General features: G+C 64.5%; 14 protein-coding genes. 13 read left to right on the forward strand and 1 reads right to left on the reverse strand.

The annotated features are described in order from the left end of the window. Positions 1-2: 2 nt before the first annotated feature. The 7 genes from gmhB to RMO23_RS00150 all read left to right on the forward strand — a co-directional run bounded on the left by gmhB (position 3) and on the right by RMO23_RS00150 (position 10,176). Positions 3-584 carry a D-glycero-beta-D-manno-heptose 1,7-bisphosphate 7-phosphatase gene (gmhB, locus tag RMO23_RS00120; protein WP_309677892.1) on the forward strand — a complete coding sequence of 194 codons (582 nt, stop codon included), beginning with the start codon at positions 3-5 and terminating at the stop codon, positions 582-584. A 127-nt stretch (positions 585-711) separates the two neighbouring features. Next, complete coding sequence (locus tag RMO23_RS00125) at positions 712-1,479, forward strand: lysophospholipid acyltransferase family protein (RefSeq protein WP_309677894.1); 768 nt, start codon at positions 712-714, stop codon at positions 1,477-1,479. Between the two features lie 42 nt (positions 1,480-1,521). Then, positions 1,522-2,469: a SprT family zinc-dependent metalloprotease gene (locus RMO23_RS00130; RefSeq protein ID WP_309677896.1), complete on the forward strand. Its 948-nt coding sequence runs from the start codon at positions 1,522-1,524 to the stop codon at positions 2,467-2,469. Between the two features lie 139 nt (positions 2,470-2,608). Beyond that, entirely contained in the window at positions 2,609-3,049 is a 441-nt protein-coding gene (locus RMO23_RS00135) for a response regulator (RefSeq protein ID WP_309677898.1), read from the forward strand. Positions 3,050-3,130: 81 nt separating this feature from the next. Next, positions 3,131-7,816 (forward strand): PAS domain S-box protein, encoded by a 4,686-nt coding sequence (locus RMO23_RS00140; RefSeq protein ID WP_309677900.1) that lies wholly within the window; start codon positions 3,131-3,133, stop codon positions 7,814-7,816. 112 nt (positions 7,817-7,928) lie between these two features. Further along, positions 7,929-8,570, forward strand: coding sequence for a response regulator (locus tag RMO23_RS00145; RefSeq protein ID WP_309677902.1), 642 nt, complete (start codon positions 7,929-7,931; stop codon positions 8,568-8,570). A 46-nt stretch (positions 8,571-8,616) separates the two neighbouring features. Continuing rightward, on the forward strand, positions 8,617-10,176 hold the full coding sequence (locus RMO23_RS00150; RefSeq protein ID WP_309677903.1) for an ATP-binding protein: 1,560 nt from the start codon (positions 8,617-8,619) through the stop codon (positions 10,174-10,176). A 20-nt stretch (positions 10,177-10,196) separates the two neighbouring features. On the opposite strand, the gene RMO23_RS00155 is transcribed toward RMO23_RS00150, so the two are convergent. Continuing rightward, the gene (locus RMO23_RS00155) at positions 10,197-11,300 is read right to left on the reverse strand and encodes an MBL fold metallo-hydrolase (protein WP_309677904.1); all 1,104 of its coding nucleotides are present in this window, start codon (positions 11,298-11,300) and stop codon (positions 10,197-10,199) included. A gap of 139 nt (positions 11,301-11,439) precedes the next feature. On the opposite strand from RMO23_RS00155, the gene RMO23_RS00160 reads away from it, so the two are divergent. From RMO23_RS00160 to RMO23_RS00185, 6 genes are all read left to right on the forward strand, one after another. Beyond that, the gene (locus RMO23_RS00160; RefSeq protein WP_309677905.1) at positions 11,440-11,835 is read left to right on the forward strand and encodes a MerR family DNA-binding transcriptional regulator; all 396 of its coding nucleotides are present in this window, start codon (positions 11,440-11,442) and stop codon (positions 11,833-11,835) included. Positions 11,836-11,916: 81 nt separating this feature from the next. Next, positions 11,917-12,360 carry a PaaI family thioesterase gene (locus RMO23_RS00165; RefSeq protein ID WP_309677907.1) on the forward strand — a complete coding sequence of 148 codons (444 nt, stop codon included), beginning with the start codon at positions 11,917-11,919 and terminating at the stop codon, positions 12,358-12,360. 45 nt (positions 12,361-12,405) lie between these two features. Further along, positions 12,406-13,587 (forward strand): isovaleryl-CoA dehydrogenase, encoded by a 1,182-nt coding sequence (locus RMO23_RS00170; RefSeq protein WP_309677908.1) that lies wholly within the window; start codon positions 12,406-12,408, stop codon positions 13,585-13,587. Positions 13,588-13,611: 24 nt separating this feature from the next. Beyond that, on the forward strand, positions 13,612-14,295 hold the full coding sequence (gene can / locus RMO23_RS00175; protein ID WP_309677910.1) for a carbonate dehydratase: 684 nt from the start codon (positions 13,612-13,614) through the stop codon (positions 14,293-14,295). Between the two features lie 2 nt (positions 14,296-14,297). Then, the gene (gene aceK, locus RMO23_RS00180) at positions 14,298-16,145 is read left to right on the forward strand and encodes a bifunctional isocitrate dehydrogenase kinase/phosphatase (protein WP_309677912.1); all 1,848 of its coding nucleotides are present in this window, start codon (positions 14,298-14,300) and stop codon (positions 16,143-16,145) included. Positions 16,146-16,194: 49 nt separating this feature from the next. Next, on the forward strand, positions 16,195-17,256 hold a 1,062-nt coding region (locus tag RMO23_RS00185; protein WP_309677914.1), incomplete at its 3' end, for an acetyl-CoA C-acyltransferase.

The raw sequence follows: 17,256 nt of genomic DNA on the forward strand, positions 1-17,256 counted from the left end.
CCATGAAACTCGTCATCCTCGACCGCGACGGCACCATCAACACCGACAGCGACGATTTCGTCAAGACGCCGGACGAATGGCTGCCGCTGCCGGGCGCGCTCGAAGCGATTGCCCGGCTGAATCACGCCGGCTGGCATGTGGTGGTGGCGTCGAACCAGTCGGGGCTGGGGCGCGGCATGTTTGATGTGGCTTCGCTCAACGCCATGCATGCCAAGATGCACAAGATGCTGGCCGCCGTGGGCGGGCGCATTGACGCGGTGTTTTACTGCCCGCACAGCCCGGAAGAAGCCTGCCAGTGCCGCAAGCCGCTGCCGGGTCTGTTCGAGCAGATTGGCGAGCGTTTTGGCGTGCCGCTAAAGGGTGTGCCGACGGCCGGGGATTCGGTGCGCGACCTGCTGGCCGGCGCCAGCGTGGGCTGCGAGCCGCACCTGATTCTGAGCGGCAAGTCGGCGCAGTACCGGGCGGAATGGGGCGGCGGCCAGCCCGAGGGCCTGCCGCCGGGCACGATGCTGCACCCGGACTTGTCGGCGTTTGCCGATTTTCTCATCGAGCGCAGCGCCCGGGTGGCGCCGCCGGCGCTATAAAAACAATAGCTGCTCAGGCCCGCAATGAAAGGGCTAGAGCCCTAAACAACCCGTAAATAACGCCTAAACGACGCCTAAACGACGCCTGAGCGCCGCCCGCAAGCCCCCAACCGCCGGAACCCCTGACATGCCCCTGATTCGATCGATTCTGCACCTGCTCTGGATGGCCATTACGGTGATTCCCTGGGCTATTTTTGTCATCATCGCCTCGCTGTTTGTCAGCAGCACCACCATGTACTGGATGTGCGCCGGCTGGCTGCGGGTGGCGGTAAGCGGTGGCACGGTCATCCTGGGCATCAAAAACCGGGTCACCGGCATGGACAACCTGCCCACCGGCGAAACCAGTGCCGCCGTGCTGCTGCTCAAGCACCAGAGCACTTGGGAGACCTTCTGCATGCCCACCCTGATGCCGCATCCGCTGGCCTATGTGTTCAAGAAAGAGCTGCTGTATGTGCCGTTTTTTGGCTGGGCCATGGCGCGCATGGACATGATCCACATTGACCGCAGTCAGCGCGCCCAGGCCTTTGCCAAGGTGGTGGCGCAGGGCAAGCGGCTGATGAGCCAGGGCACCTGGGTCATCATGTTCCCGGAAGGCACGCGGATACCGCGCGGCCAGAAAGGCGTTTACAAGTCGGGCGGCACCCGGCTGGCGATTGAAACCGGCGCGCCGGTGATTCCGATTGCCGTGGCGTCGGCCAAATGCTGGCCGCGCAAGGCTTTCATCAAGACGCCCGGCATCGTCGACTTTTCCATCGGCAAGCCGATTTCCAGCGTGGGCCGCCAGCCCGACGAGCTGATGCGCGAGGTCGAGGCCTGGATCGAGGCCGAGATGCACCGGCTCGACCCGGAAGCCTATGCCGCCCCCGCCGTCGCCGCGACGGCCACGCGGGCCTGAGCGCCGGGTGGCGGCAGTGTCGGCAACCGCTAAACTGCCATGATGCAAAGGCTTCTTCAGTTCACGCTCGATCTGTTCGAGCCCGAGCCGGCGGCGCCGGCCGTGCACCCCTCAAAACCCCCGGTTTCAGTGCCAAATAGGCCGCCAGCCCAGGTAGAACGTGCACTTCCAGCTATAGAAACAATAGCAAAACAAGACCTGGCAAATGCGGCGCCCGCCCGCCCCCAGACGCTGCGGCAGGCGCTGGCCCCGGCCACTTACCGCCACCCCCGCGCCACGCGCGAAGCGCTGCTCGACGATGTGCTGGTGGCCTATGAATTCAAGCGCGGCAAGCGCCGCACCATAGGCTTTTCGGTCGGCGCCGAGGGGCTGGCGGTGCGCGCGCCCAAATGGGTGCCGCTGCATGAAATCGACAAGTCCGTGCTCGAGAAGTCGGGCTGGATTCTCAAGAAGCTGCAGGAAACCCGCGCCCGCCACGCCCGGCTGGAGTCGGCCCGGATTGACTGGAAAGACGGCGCCAGCCTGCTGTTTCTGGGCGAGGCGGTGACGGTGCGGCTCGATCCGCGCCATGGCTTTGGCGGTGTCGGCGCCGAATTGCTGCAACGCTGCCTGCATGTCGGCCTGCCCCACAGCGCCACGCCCGGGCAGATTGGCGACATGGCCCAGGCCTGGCTGATGCGGCAGGCCAAACAGCTGTTCATCGAGCGGCTCAACCATTTTGCGCCGCAGCTCGGCGTGCAGTGGAACAAGCTCAGCCTGTCCAGCGCCGGCACGCGCTGGGGCAGCGCCAGTTCGAACGGCTCGATCCGGCTGAACTGGCGGCTGATTCATTTCAGGCCCGCAGTGATTGACTATGTGGTGGTGCACGAGCTGAGCCATTTGCGGGTGATGGACCACAGCCCGCGTTTTTGGGACACGGTGCGGGCGGTGGTGCCCGACTATGCGCAGCTGCGCGGCCAGCTCAAGGACGAAACGATTCCGCGCTGGTGAGGGCGGAATTGCCACATTCGTGCAGAAAGTCGCATGGCCTCACAATTAAGTAGTTCTATCTATTGGCGATTTCACTCAATATGTTAAAAATGACAAAATCAAGAAAATAATTGATACCAACCGTAACTTTGGGAAATCCATGAGCCACAAGCTGATCCTCGTCGTAGAAGACAACCCTGATCATCTGGAGCTGACCGTGCTGACGCTCGAGGAGCTGGGCGTGACCGCCGAGATTGCGGTCGCGCGCGATGGCGCCCAGGCGCTGGACTATCTTTTCGGGCAGGGGGCCCATGCCGGGCGCGACACGCAAAGGCAGCCGTCCTTCATCCTGCTCGACATGAAGCTGCCCAAGCTGTCGGGGCTGGATGTGCTGCGCAGCGTGCGCGGCAACCCGCTGACGGCGCTGGTGCCGGTGGTGATGCTGACCTCGTCCACCGAGCAGTCCGACCTGGTGGCTTGCTACCAGAGCGGCGCCAACAGTTTCGTTTGCAAGCCCGTCGACTTCGGCGCCTTCACCGAAAAGCTCGGGCGCCTGCAGGCCTACTGGCTGGGCGTCAATGAATCGATTGCCAGCGCGTGATGGGTCGCGCGACCAGCGGTGTACGCGTGGCCGCGCCGGGGCCGGCTGGTTCGCCGCCCGGTTTTTTGCCCACCTGACGCGATGAAGACCCGGATCACGCTACGCGCCCGCATGGTGCTGCTGGTCATGGCGGCCATCCTGCCGCTGCTCGGGCTGTCGGTGGCCAAGGCGGTGCTCGTGACCGACGCCTCCATCAGCCGCGCCACGGGTAATCTGCAGACCGCCGCGTCGCTGGTGGCGGCCAATCAGCAGCAGCTGGCCGATACGGCGCGGCAGGTGCTGACCGCCATTGCCAACGTGCCCGACATCCGCGACGGTAATGCGGCGCGCTGCAGCCCTTACCTGGCCGAACTCAAGCGCCAGTTACCGGGTTACGCCAACCTCGGCATCATCGGCACCGATGGCTATCCCCGCTGCCACGGACTTGACGGCGGCCGCTCCACCTACCTGGGCGACCGGGCCTACTTTCGGGATGCGCTGGCGCGTCGCGGCTTTGTCGCCGGAGAGTACGCCTTCGGGCGCCTGTCGGGCAAGCCGACCCTGAGTTTTGCCTTGCCGGTCGTCAATGAGGCAGGCCTCATCACCCAGGTCGCCTATGTCGCGCTTGATCTGCTCGAGATGGCCCGGGCGGTCGCCGAGATCCAGTTGCCGCCGGGTGCCCGGGTGGCGGTTATTGACCGCAATGGCGCGGTGCTGGCCGCAAAACCCGAGGTGTCTGGCGGCATCGGGCAAAAGCTGCCCAGCCCGGTGGTGCTGGAGGCCTTGAAGACCATGCGTTCAGGGGTGGCCGAGGGCCTCGATGCCGGGGGGTTGCAGCGGATTTTCGCCTTTCAGCCTTCGGGTAAAACGCCGGATTCGCCTTTTTTCGTGGTGCTCAGCATCGAAAAGGAGCAGGTGGTGGCGCCGGCCCACCGGCAGCTCAATCTGGAGTTGATGGTGCTGGCGCTGGTGGCCTTTCTGGGCGGCTGGCTGGCCTGGATGATGGCCGGGCGCAGCATCGTGCAGCCGACCGAGGAAATCCTCAAGGCGACGCGGCTGGTGCAAAAGGGCCAGATGGACGTGCGGGTGCCGCTGCTGCAGGTCGGGCCCAGCCGCGAATTCACCCGCATTGCCGATGGTTTCAACCTGATGGCCGACTCGCTGCAGCAGCGCGAGCGCGACCTGGAAACCGAACTGGCGCGCAGCCACCAGGCCTACGCCACGCTGGACATGACGGTCAACAGCATGCGGGAAGGCCTGCTGGCCATCGACACGGCGGGCCGGGTGCTGCTGATGAACGAGGCGGCGTCACGCATGTTCCTGATGGACGAGGCGCCCCAGGTGCTGTCGTCCGACTGGCCGCGGCACCAGGGGCTGTTCGTGCCCGGCACCGACAGCCTGTACCCGCCTGAGGATTTGCCGCTGTACCGGGCTTTGCAGGGGGAGACCGGCAGCATGCAGCATATGCTGGTGCGCAACGCGGCCGCGCCGCAGGGGCGCCTGATCAGCAGCAGCTTTCGACCGATGCGGGGCAGTGCGGGCGTGATTGGCGCGCTGATGGTGTTTTCCGACATCACCCAGCTGCAGCAACTGCAACTGGGGCAGGCCAAGAGCTACAACGAATTGCGCGAGACCCAGCGCACCCTGATCGATGCGCAGCGGCTGGGCCGCATCGGCAACTGGGAGCTGAACCTGGCGACCCGGAAAATCTGGTGGTCGGACGAATGTGCCGAGCTGTTTGGCCTGACGCCCGGCGGCTTTGATGGCAGCCTGGAGGCGCTGGCGCAAATGGTGCACCCCGATGACAGGGTGAACTACACGCAGCGCCGCGACGCAGCGATTGCGGACGGCTCGCCGCTGGAGATCGAATACCGCATCGTGACGCCGGCGGGCGAGGTGCGCTGGATCAATCAGCGCGGCAAGCTGCTGGTCGACAGCCGGGGCACGCCAGTCTGCCGAACCGGTGTGGTGCAGGACATCACCGAGCGCAAGCAGACCGAGCTGGCGCTGGCCGACAGCGTCGATTTGCTGCGCCGCACCGGCGCGATGGCCATGATAGGCGGCTGGGAAGTGATTCTGGACGGCATGCGGCTGGTCTGGTCGGAGCAGGTCTACCGCATCCACGATCTGGACGACGCCAGGCCGATCACCCTGGCCGAGGGGGTGGGTTTTTATGCGCCGTCGGCGCAGCCTGTGATGCACGCGGCCGTGCAGGCGGCCATCGAGCACGGAACGCCCTGGGATCTGGAGCTGCCCATGGTGACCGCGCTGGGCCGGCAGATCTGGGTGCGCACCCAGGGTCAGTGGCTGGCGCACGGCGGCAAGGTGACCCGGCTGATCGGCACGCTGCAGGACATCACCGAGAAGCGGCATTCGCTGGAGCATTTGCGCCTGCTCGAAACCAGTATTTCCCGCCTCAACGACATCGTGTTGATTACCGAAGCCGAGCCTTTCGGCGAGCCCGGCCCGCGCATCGTTTTTGTCAACGACGCCTTCGAACGCCGCACCGGCTACCGCCGTCAGGAAGTGCTCGGCAAGTCTCCGCGCTTCTTGCAGGGCCGCAACACCCAGCGGGCTGAACTCGACCGTATCGGTGCAGCGCTTAAAAGCGGGCTGCCGGTGCGGTCCGAGTTGATCAACTACACCAAGAGCGGTGAGGAATTCTGGACCGAGCTTGACATCGCGCCGGTTGCCGATGCCAACGGCTGGTTCACCCATTGGGTCGCGGTGTCACGGGACATTACCCAGCGCAAGCATGCCGAACAGGCGCTCATCGACAGTGAACAGCGCTACACCGCGCTGTTTGAAGGTGCGCCGCTGCCGATGTGGGTGTTTGACACGGCCACCCGGCAGCTGCTCAAGGCGAACGAGGCGACCGAAAAAAGCTACGGCTATTCGGCCCGGGAATTGCTGGCCATGACGCTGTTCGACCTGCATCCGCAGGCCGACCACGAGCGGCTGCGGCAGCGGCTGACGGGCACCGAACTGCGTAAAGCCAATTGGCAGCACCGGCGCAAGGATGGCTCGCTGTTTACGGTCAATGTGGTGTCCAAGCCGATCCAGTATGCCGGCCGGGCCGCGCGCTTTGTGGTGGCGCTGGACGTGACCGCGCAGCTCAAGGCCGAGCAGGATGTGCAGGACCACCTGTTCACGCTGCAACGCGCGGCCGACGCGGCGCAGGCCATCACCTGGCACCAGACGCGCGACGGCACCCTGCACGAGATTGCCAGCCAGGCCCGCGGCGTCATCGAGGTTCATCAGGCCGTGGTCAGCCTGGCGCTGGAGGGCGACTGGTCGCAGGCCATCCATGTGTTGTCACTGTCCGAGAAATACGCCAGCAGTAGCGCTCTGATCGAGCCGGGCAACCACTCTGGCGTCCATGCGCAGGCCTGCGCCAACAACCGGGTCATCCGGCTGACGCAGGCCGAACTCGAGGCGCATCCGCTCTGGCGCGCTATTGGCCAGGCGGCCGGCCAGCCGCGCCCGATGCGCGGCTGGCTTGCCGTGCCCCTGACCGGACGAAGCGGCAAAAACATCGGGCTGCTCCAGTTGTCGGATAAATACGAGGGCGAGTTCACGCGGCAGGACGAGTACGTCGCCATGGAACTGGCGCACCTGGCCGCCATCGCCATCGAAAACGCCGGGCTGCTCGATGAAATCAGCCTGCTCAACAGCGGGCTGGAGCAAAAAGTGGCGGAGCGCACCGAGGCCCTGGCGCGGCAGGAAGCGCTGTTTCGGGCGCTGGCCGAGCAGGCACCGCAGGTGGTGTGGACGGCCAATCCCCAGGGCAGCATCACCTACCTGAACCGCACCTGGTTTGATCTGGCCGGGGGCGAGCTGAAAGACTGGGCTGGCACCCAGTGGTTTTCCGCCGTTCACCCGGAAGACCTGGCCGACAGCAAGGCGATCTGGAAGGCGGCCCAGGCGAACCAGTCCCAGTACTCCGGTATCCGCCGGCTTAAGGACAAGGACGGCAGCTACCACACCATGGCCTACCGCGCCTCTCCGGTGCTGGATGAGCAGGGCCAGGTGGTCTTCTGGGTCGGCATCGATGCCGACATCACCGACTTCAAGAACATCGAAACCGCGCTTCGCCTGTCGAACCAGGAGCTGGAGGCTTTTTCCTACTCGGTCTCGCATGACCTGCGTTCGCCGCTCAACACGATTGACGGCTTCAGCCGTTTGCTGGCCAAGCAGATGGGCCGCGAGGCCGACGAAAAAGTGCAGCATTACCTGTCACGCATCCAGGTCGGCGTGGCGCAGATGGGGCAGTTGATCGAGGGCCTGCTGTTGCTGGCGCAGGTGTCGCGCGCGCAACTGCTGAACGAGCCGGTGGACCTGTCGGCGCTGGCCCAGGCCATTTTGCAGGAACGGCAGACCAGCCAGCCACAGCGCCAGGCGGCTCTGCACATCGAAAGCGGCCTGCAGGCGCATGGCGATGGGCGGCTGGTCCGAGTCGTGATGGAAAACCTGCTGGGCAATGCCTGGAAGTTCAGCTCGCAGCAGGCGCGCACCGAGATCCGTGTCGGCCAGCAAGCCGATGCCGCCGGCCTGCCGGTATTTTTTGTCAGCGACAACGGGGCCGGTTTTGACATGGCCTATGCCGACAAGCTGTTCAACCCGTTTCAGCGCCTGCATGCGGCGACCGAGTTTCCGGGGACCGGCGTGGGGCTGGCAACGGTCAGCCGGGTGGTCCGGCGCCATGGGGGCCGGCTCTGGGCGGAGTCGGCGCCGGGTCGCGGCGCCACTTTTTTCTTCACGCTGCCCCGGGCGCCGGGGGTTCTTTGAAAACACCCGCCAGCCCGACGGCGGAACTTCTGTGGCTACCTTGCGAGATTCTGAAACCGTGAACTGCTTAAAATGCTGAAAATGACATATTCAACCCGAACGAGACATCCTCATGTCGCGTGACCTCAAATCCTTTGAGGCGGCCATCACCGCCGCAGATTTTTCCAGCGAAGATTACTGTGGCACCAGCTATGCGGCCAAGCTGCTGGGCCTGTCCGTGGCGACGGTGCAGTCGCTGGTTGAAAAAGGCGAAATCGACGCCTGGAAGACGCTGGGCGGGCATCGCCGGATTGCCCTGCAGTCCATCAATGCCTACCTGGCCAAAAACAGCCCGCAACTGTCGCGCGCCGACACCAACCCCAAGCACCGGTTGCGGGTGCTGCTGGTCGAGGACGACGAGAACACGCGCGAGCTCTACCGCTGCCAGTTCGAGGCCTGGGACTTGCCGGTCGATTGCACCTGGATGCCGTCGGCGCTGGAGGCGCTGATGGACATTGCCAGCATGCGGCCGGACCTGCTGATTACCGATCTGTCCATGCCGGGGGTGGACGGCATCGAGATGCTCAAGGCCCTCAAGCGCAATCCGCAACTGGCGGGCATGCAGATCATCGTGATCAGCGGCTTGGCCCCCGAGGCCATCGCGGCGCGGGGCGGCCTGCCCGAGCAGGCCCAGCTGCTTGCCAAACCGGCCAACTTCGACTGGCTGCATGGCTATGTGTCGGCACTGGTGGCCGCCAACCGCAAATGGCGCTAGTCAACCCTCACGGGCGCTGAGCCGCTCGCAAGCCCCAGTCCGCACCATGGACCGTCTGCTGCGCTTGCTCAAAGGGCCTTTGTCGCTGGCACGGCCGGGCGTCAAGCGGTCCAGCGCGCCGGCCGGGCTGGGTTGGGCTCCGCTGGACCGGTCCCATGACGGCATGGCGCTGCTCAACCAGGCCGGAGAAATCACCGACATCAACCCGCGCGCGCTGGAGCTGCTGCACTGTGCGCTGCCGGCGCTGGCCGGGCTCGATTTTTGGGAGGCGGTGCCCGAGGATGTGGTCGACCAGCACCAGGGCGCCACGCTGCAGGCGCTGGCCGCCTCCGCGCAGCACGCTTTCGTGGCCCACCACAAGTTTGAGGACAGCTGGGTTCGCTACACCTTCCGCCGGCGCGCCACCGGGTTTGCGGTCAACCTGCGGGACGTCGGGTCGACCCAGGGACTGCTGCGCCAGCTCGATGACAGCGAGCGCTACAACCAGCTGGTTTTCGAGGCCAATCCCACGCCGATGTGGATTTTCGATCACGCCTCACTGCGCATCCTGGCGGCCAACCTGGCGGCGGTTGAGTTTTACGGCATTCCCCACAAAACATTTCTGACACTTGGCATGGGCGCGCTGTTTCCCGGGGAAGGGGAAGGCGCCGCGTTTGCCCGCTCGCTGCTGTCGGGCAGGCGGGGCCATGGTCCCGCCGGAACCGATTTGCGCCTGTGCCAGCAGCAGAAGCAGGACGGGCAGCGGCTGCTGGTGGAACTGGCCTGCGGCCACATGCGCTGGGGCGGTCATCAGGCGGTGCTGGTCAGCCTGGCCGATGTCAGCCAGCGCCACGCGGCAGACGCCGAGTTGCGACGCGTCAATGAGGAACTGGCGCAGGCGTTGGCGGCCCAGGCCATCGAGCTGAAAAATGCCCATCGCGACCTGGCCGCCTTTACCCAGGCCGTGTCCCACGATGTGCAGGGCCGGCTGCACACCGCCAATGGTTTTGCCAAGTTGCTGGCCGAGAAATATTCCGTGGTGCTGGAGGGCCCGGGCCTGCATTACCTGAGCCGGATTCAGGCCAGCATCCGGCAACTGGCCAGTCTGGTGGATGATTTGCGGCTGCTGGTGCAGTTGCCGCCGGTGACCGGCACGCCGGAGAAGCTGGACCTGGTGCCGCTGTGCCAGGCCCTTTTCAGCGATCTGCGGCGGCGCGACCCTGAGCGGGTGGTCACGGTCGAGATGGCGGACAGCCTGTGGCTGGTGGGGGACCGGCGCCTGCTGAAGACGGCGCTGGGCTGCCTGCTCGAAAACGCCTGGAAATTCACCTCCAAAAAGGCCGATGCCTGGATCAAGGTGGGGCTCTCGGCCGGGCCTAAAGCCGGCGAGCTGGTGCTGACGGTTTCGGACAATGGCGCCGGCTTCGATCCGGCCTATATCGACAGGCTGTTCACCGCGTTCGCGCGTCTGCATTCGTCGGCTGACTTTCCGGGTAATGGCCTGGGGCTGGCCATCGTCAGGCAGGTGGCTGTGCGCCACGGCGGCCAGGTCACGGCGCACAGCGCGGGCCGCGCGGGCGCCACGTTCTCGCTCTTGCTACCGCCGCCGCCGCCCGCTGGCGGCTGAGGGCGGTTGAGGGCGCGGCCTCAGGCGACGCTGAAGCGGTAAATGCCGTCGGCGCCCAGCAAACGCTGCAACTGGCCCTGAAACCACAGCGCATGCAGGTGCGCCAGCGCCTCGCCCATGGCAAAAGTGGTCTGATGCAGATCCAGCTGGCGCCTGAACATGACGGGCAGTATGTCGGCCGCGCTGCAGGGCGCTTGCGTGCAGGCCTGCACCACCTCGGCCAGCCGGTCGCGGTGGTGCGCCTGCAGCTGCGCAATGCGGGTGTGCAGGCCCTTGAAGGGTTTGCCGTGCGAGGGCAGGGTCAGCGTGTCGGGGTGCAGCGGCAAAAACTTGTCGATGGACGCCAGAAACAGCGTCAGCGCGTCGGCTTCCGGCTCCATGTCATAGACGCTCACATTGGTCGATATGCGCGGCAGCACCATGTCGCCGGAAATCAGCAGTTTCAGATCGTCGCAATACAGCGCGATGTGCTCGGGTGCATGGCCGTAGCCGCTGATGCAGCGCCAGTCGCGGCGCTCGCCGTGCGCGCCTATGCGGATGACCTTGCCGTCCATCAGGCGGCAAAAGCTGGCGGGCACCTCGGGCACCATGCTCGGGTAGTAGCCGCTGCGGCCCCTGATTTTTTCCACCGACTCCGGATCCACCAGGCCGTGCGACGCGAAAAAGCGGGCCGCGCTGTCACCGCCAAAACCCGTGGTGCTTTGCGAGCCGATGCGCGCCGCGTGGTAGTCGGTGGAGCTGATCCACAAGCGGCAGACATGGCTGGCCGTGGTCCAGCGCTGGCACAGCCAGTAGGCCAGGCCGATGTGGTCGGGGTGCATGTGGGTCACGATGACGCGCAGAATCGGCAGGCCGTCCAGCTGGCTGGCAAAAATCGCCTCCCACTGGGCCCTGGACTCGTCCCTGCTGATGCAGCAGTCCACCACCGTCCAGCCCTGGAGCCTGGCGCCCGGTGCATTCGGGTCGTCCATCTCGTCGCGCAGCAGCCACAGGTTGATGTGGTCCAGCGCAAACGGCAGCGCCATGCGAATCCACTTGATGCCCGGCGCCAGTTCCAGGCTGGCGCCGGATGCCGGGAGGCTGTCGCCCAGCGGGTAGTGCAGTTGTTGTTCAAGGTGGTTCATGTAATATTCGCGGTGTATATGACGTTTACGTAAACGTCAGGTTTGATTCATTGTAGAGAGGACGCCTGCTTTCCGCTGTCACCTTCGCATTTACCTTTGCCCTCACCTTCAGCCGTTTTTTTGCACCTGATTCATCACCATGGCCACCACTTACACCATCAGCGATCTCGCCAAAGAGTTTGACCTGACCACCCGCGCCATGCGGTTTTACGAAGACATGGGCCTGCTTCAGCCCAACCGCGAGGGGGCGGGCGGGCGCAGCCGGGTCTACACCGCGCGTGACCGCACCCGGCTCAAGCTCACCCTGCGCGCCAAGCGGCTCGGGCTGTCGCTGGTCGAGGCCAAGGAAATCATCGACTCGTATGACAGCCCGCGCGATACGGCGCCGCAGCTCAAGAAGTTTCTGGCGGTGCTGACCGACCACCGCAAGAAGCTCGAAGCCCAGATGCTGGACTTGCAGGCCAATCTGGACGAGCTTAGGACCCACGAAAAAGAGGCCAGGGCGTTGCTCGGAAAGGCCGAAAAGTCAAAATAGGCGATAATTGACGTTTACGTAAACGTCAACCAAAATCGACCGTCTGCCTTCATCCCCAATCCGCTCATGTCAGGCCTATCCATGCAAGCATCCTCCGAGCCATCGGCGCTGTTTCAGCGCATCGAAGCCAGTTTTTTACGCCAGGGGATGATGCAACACCTGGGCGCGCGGCTGCTGCGGGTGGAGCCTGGTCTGGTCGAGCTGGCCTTGCCGCATTCGGAGCGCGTGACGCAGCAGCAGGGCGGCTTTCATGGCGGCGCGATGGGCGCGCTGGCCGACATTGCCGGCGGTTACGCCGCGCTGACGGTGGTCGCGCCCGAGCTGGAAGTCACCACCGCAGAGTACAAAATCAATTTTCTGGCCAGCTTTACGGGCGGCGAGCTGCGCGCGACCGGGCGGGTCGCCCGCGCCGGCAAGCGCATTGTGGTGACCACCGCCGAAGTGCTGCACCGCGCCGCCGACGGCAAGGAAACCGTTTGCGCCCTGATGCAGCAAACCATCGTGCCGGTCGCCAAGGTTTATTAAAGCCCTTCCTATTTTCCTCTCACGTATTTAGCGAAAGACCTCACCATGACCAACATGCCCGGACTGAATTTCCAACTCGGTGAAGACATTGACGCCCTGCGCGACGCCGTGCGCGAGTTTGCCCAGATCGAAATCGCGCCACGCGCCGCGGAGCTGGACCGCAACGACCAGTTTCCGATGGACCTGTGGCAAAAAATGGGTGCGATCGGCGTGCTCGGCATCACCGTGTCCGAGGAATACGGCGGCGCCAACATGGGCTACCTGGCCCACATGATCGCGATGGAAGAAATCTCGCGCGCTTCGGCCTCGGTCGGCCTGAGCTACGGCGCGCACAGCAACCTGTGCGTCAACCAGATCAAGCGCAACGGCAGCGACGCGCAGCGCCAGAAATACCTGCCCAGGCTGATCAGCGGCGAGCATGTGGGTGCGCTGGCCATGAGCGAGCCGGGCGCCGGCAGCGACGTCATCAGCATGAAGCTCAAGGCCGAGGACAAGGGCGGCTACTACGTCCTGAACGGCAGCAAGATGTGGATCACCAACGGCCCCGACGCCGACACCCTGGTGGTCTACGCCAAGACCGAGCCCGAACTCGGTGCGCGCGGCGTCACCGCCTTCCTGATCGAAAAAGGCATGAAGGGCTTTTCGGTGGCGCAAAAGCTCGACAAGCTCGGCATGCGCGGCAGCCACACCGGCGAGCTGGTGTTCAACAATGTCGAGGTGCCGGCGGCCAACATCTTGGGCGGCCTGAACAGCGGCGCCAAGGTGCTGATGAGCGGCCTCGATTACGAGCGCGCCGTGCTGACCGGCGGCCCGCTGGGCATCATGCAGTCGGTGATGGACAACGTCTTGCCCTACATCCACGACCGCAAGCAGTTTGGCCAGAGCATTGGCGAGTTCCAGCTGATTCAGGGCAAGGTGGCCGACATGTACACCGTGCTGCAGGCCGGCCGTTCGTTTGCCTACACCGTGGCCAAAAACCTGGACATGCTGGGCGCTGACCATGTGCGCCAGGTGCGCAAGGACTGCGCCTCCGTCATTCTGTGGTGCGCCGAAAAAGCCACCTGGATGGCCGGCGAGGGCGTGCAGGTGTTTGGCGGCAACGGCTACATCAACGACTACCCGCTGGGCCGCCTGTGGCGCGATGCCAAGCTCTACGAAATTGGCGCCGGCACCAGTGAGATTCGCCGCATGCTGATTGGGCGCGAGTTGTTTGCCGAGACCCTGTAAGTGGCGGCAGGCGAAAATAGCAGCATGACCTCTTCAATTCAAAACCTTTTCAGCCACAACCGCGCCTGGGCGGCCCAGATGGAGGCCGAACGGCCCGGCTTTTTCACCAGTCTGGTCAAGCAGCAGACGCCCAAGTACATGTGGATTGGCTGCTCCGACAGTCGCGTGCCGGCGAATCAGATCACGGGACTGGAGCCGGGCGAGGTGTTTGTGCATCGCAATGTCGCCAACATCGTGGTGCATTCCGACCTCAATGCCCTGTCGGCCATCCAGTTTGCGGTCGAGCGGCTCAAGGTCCAGGACATCATGGTGGTCGGCCACTACGGCTGCTCGGGCGTACAGGCCGCGCTGGAAGGCGCGCGCATCGGCCTGGCCGACAACTGGATACGCCACATCCAGGATGTGCGGCATCGCCACCGCCAGCTGCTGGACAGCCTGCCCGAGGCGGTGCGCGCCAATGCCCTGTGCGACATCAACGTGATCGAGCAGGTGGTCAACGTGTCGGTCAGCACCGTCATGGTCGATGCCTGGGCGCGCGGCCAGTCGGTCAAGGTGCACGGCTGGGCCTTTGGCGTGCACGACGGCCTGCTGCAGGACCTGCAGATGAGCGTGGCCAACCCCGACGAACTCGATGCCCTCTACCGCAAGGCGGTGGACCGGGTCTGGGACGTCTGGAGCGCCAGCCCTATTGCATCGGCCAGGGGCTAAGCGTGTTTCCCCAGCGCCTGGATTCCCCCCTGGCCTATGACATCGCCAAGGCGATGATGGACGGCTTTAACCGCCACTACCAGCTGTTTCGCACCGAATCCGCGCGCGCCAAGCACCGCTTTGAAACCGCCGACTGGCACGGCCAGCAGCGCGCCCAGCGCGAGCGCATCGAGTTTTACGACCTGCGGGTGCGCGAAGCCTCGATGCGGCTGGAGCGTGAGTTCAAGGCCGGCGAGCAGACCATGAACGTCTGGCAGCAGGTCAAGCTGCATTACATCGGTCTGCTGGTCAACCACCACCAGCCCGAGCTGGCCGAGACCTTTTTCAACTCGGTCACCACCAAGATCCTGCACCGCAGCTATTTCCAGAACGACTTCATCTTCGTGCGGCCCGCCGTCAGCACCGAGTACATCGAAAACGAAGAACCCACGGCCCGGCCCACCTACCGCGCCTACTACCCGGCGCCGGACACGCTGCAGGCCAATGTCGTCAGGCTGGTGCGCGACTTTGAGCTTCATCTGGAGTTTGAAGACCTGGAGCGCGACGCGGCCTATGTGGTGCATGCGCTGCAGCAGCGCCTGGGCGACGTCAAGCTGCGCGCCAACTTTCAGCTGCAGGTGCTGTCGGGCCTGTTTTTCCGCAACAAGGGCGCTTACGTCGTCGGCAAGATCATCAACGGCTTTAACGAGGTGCCGATTGCCCTGCCGCTGCTGCACAGCAAGGCCGGCAAGCTGGTGATTGATGCGGCGCTGTTCGGCGAGGACGACCTGCTGATCCTGTTCAGTTTTGCGCGTGCCTATTTCATGGTCGACATGGGCATACCGTCGGCCTATGTGCAGTTTTTGCGCAGCATGATGCCGCGCATGCCGCGCGCCGAAATCTACAACGCGCTGGGCCTGGCCAAGCAGGGCAAGACGCTTTTTTACCGCGACTTTTTGTACCACCTGCGCCATTCCACCGACAAGTTCCGCATCGCACCGGGCATCAAGGGCATGGTGATGCTGGTGTTTGACCTGCCGTCTTTTCCCTATGTGTTCAAGGTCATCAAGGACTACTACCCGCCCCAAAAAGACACGACGCGCGAGCAGATCAAGGGCAAGTACCTGCTGGTCAAGCAGCACGACCGGGTCGGCCGCATGGCCGACACGCAGGAGTACAGCGAAGTTGCGTTTCCGCGCGAACGCTTCAGCGACGAGCTGATTGCCGAGATCGAAAAATTTGCGCCCAGCCAGCTCGAAATCAGCGACCGCGACGGCGACGGGCACACCGAAGTCATCATCAAGCATGTGTACATCGAGCGGCGCATGATTCCGCTCAACATCTACCTGCAGGAAGCCTTTGACGTGGGCGTGACCGAACCGGCCGCCAAAGACCAGATCGAGCGCGCCGTGGTCGAGTACGGCAACGCCATCAAGGACCTGGTGGCGGCCAATATCTTTCCGGGCGACATGCTCTGGAAAAATTTTGGCATCACCCGCCACGGCAAGGTGGTGTTCTACGACTACGACGAGATCGAATACATCACCGACTGCAAGTTCCGCCGCGTGCCCACGCCGCGCAACGAAGAAGTGGAAATGAGCGGCGAGGTCTGGTATTCGGTCGGGCCCAAGGACGTGTTTCCCGAAACCTTTGGCCCCTTCCTGCTCGGCAACGACGCCGTGCGGGCGGTTTTCATGAGGCACCACGGCGACCTGCTGGACGCCGAGTTCTGGCAAAGCCACCAGGCACGCATCCAGGCCGGGCATGTGCACGACGTGTTTCCGTATGAGCGCGAAAAGCGCTTCATCCATCGCCATGGCCCGCGCGCAACCGGCACCACGCTGCTGGCCCTGAGCGAAATGACCCCCTGATTTTTTGCCTGTAACACCGCAGTTTTATCTACCCCTGAAAGGACGCATCATGTCGACTTCCAACGCAGATTCCATCGTTATCCTGGGCGCAGCCCGCACCCCCATGGGCGCTTTCCAGGGTGACTTCAGCGCGCTGGCGGCGCACGACCTGGGCGGTGCGGCCATCAAGGCCGCCATCGAGCGCTCCGGCATCGCGCCCGACAAGGTCGATGAAGTGCTGTTTGGCAACTGCCTGATGGCCGGCCAGGGCCAGGCGCCGGCGCGGCAAGCCGGCTTCAAGGGCGGCCTGCCGGCCAGCACGGGCGCCGTCACGCTGTCCAAGATGTGCGGCTCCGGCATGGAGGCGACGATGCTGGCGCACGACCAGTTGCTGGCGGGCAGCCGCGATGTGGTGGTGGCCGGTGGCATGGAAAGCATGACCAACGCGCCCTATTTGCTGCCCAAGGGCCGCAGCGGCGTGCGCATCGGCCACGACCGCATTTTTGACCACATGATGCTCGACGGCCTGGAAGACGCCTACGAGCCGGGCCGCTCCATGGGCACCTTTGGCGAAGACTGCGCCGCCAAATACAGCTTCAGCCGCGAGGCGCAGGACGCTTTTGCCACGGCCAGCGTGCAGCGCGCCAAGGCCGCCACCGAGTCCGGCGCGTTCAAGGCCGAGATCACGCCCGTCACGGTCAAGACCCGCGCCGGTGACGTCGTGGTTTCCATCGACGAAGGCCCGGGCAAGGTCAAGCTCGACAAGATCCCCTCGCTCAAGCCCGCCTTCAAGAAAGACGGCACCATCACCGCCGCCTCCAGCTCGTCCATCAACGACGGCGCCGCCGCGCTGGTGCTGGCCCGCGCCTCTACCGCCAAAGAGCTGGGCGCCACCCCGATCGCCCGCATCGTCGGCCACGCCACCTTTGCCCAGGCGCCCGAATGGTTCTCGACCGCCCCGGTCGGTGCCGTCAACAAGCTGCTGAAGAAAATCGGCTGGACCGTGAAAGACGTGGACCTATGGGAAATCAACGAAGCCTTCGCCGTCGTCCCCATGGCCGCGATGACGGAGCTGGGCATCAGCCACGACATCGTCAACGTCAACGGCGGCGCCTGCGCGCTGGGCCACCCG

This window comes from Polaromonas sp. (assembly GCF_031411155.1).
In the GTDB taxonomy this organism is placed as follows: domain Bacteria; phylum Pseudomonadota; class Gammaproteobacteria; order Burkholderiales; family Burkholderiaceae_C; genus Polaromonas.

Coding starts and splice junctions, on each gene's coding strand:
- gmhB (WP_309677892.1), top strand. CDS start 3: ATGAAACTCGTCATCCTCGACCGCGACGGCACCATCAACACCGACAGC.
- RMO23_RS00125 (WP_309677894.1), top strand. CDS start 712: ATGCCCCTGATTCGATCGATTCTGCACCTGCTCTGGATGGCCATTACG.
- RMO23_RS00130 (WP_309677896.1), top strand. CDS start 1,522: ATGCAAAGGCTTCTTCAGTTCACGCTCGATCTGTTCGAGCCCGAGCCG.
- RMO23_RS00135 (WP_309677898.1), top strand. CDS start 2,609: ATGAGCCACAAGCTGATCCTCGTCGTAGAAGACAACCCTGATCATCTG.
- RMO23_RS00140 (WP_309677900.1), top strand. CDS start 3,131: ATGAAGACCCGGATCACGCTACGCGCCCGCATGGTGCTGCTGGTCATG.
- RMO23_RS00145 (WP_309677902.1), top strand. CDS start 7,929: ATGTCGCGTGACCTCAAATCCTTTGAGGCGGCCATCACCGCCGCAGAT.
- RMO23_RS00150 (WP_309677903.1), top strand. CDS start 8,617: ATGGACCGTCTGCTGCGCTTGCTCAAAGGGCCTTTGTCGCTGGCACGG.
- RMO23_RS00155 (WP_309677904.1), bottom strand. CDS start 11,300: ATGAACCACCTTGAACAACAACTGCACTACCCGCTGGGCGACAGCCTC.
- RMO23_RS00160 (WP_309677905.1), top strand. CDS start 11,440: ATGGCCACCACTTACACCATCAGCGATCTCGCCAAAGAGTTTGACCTG.
- RMO23_RS00165 (WP_309677907.1), top strand. CDS start 11,917: ATGCAAGCATCCTCCGAGCCATCGGCGCTGTTTCAGCGCATCGAAGCC.
- RMO23_RS00170 (WP_309677908.1), top strand. CDS start 12,406: ATGACCAACATGCCCGGACTGAATTTCCAACTCGGTGAAGACATTGAC.
- can (WP_309677910.1), top strand. CDS start 13,612: ATGACCTCTTCAATTCAAAACCTTTTCAGCCACAACCGCGCCTGGGCG.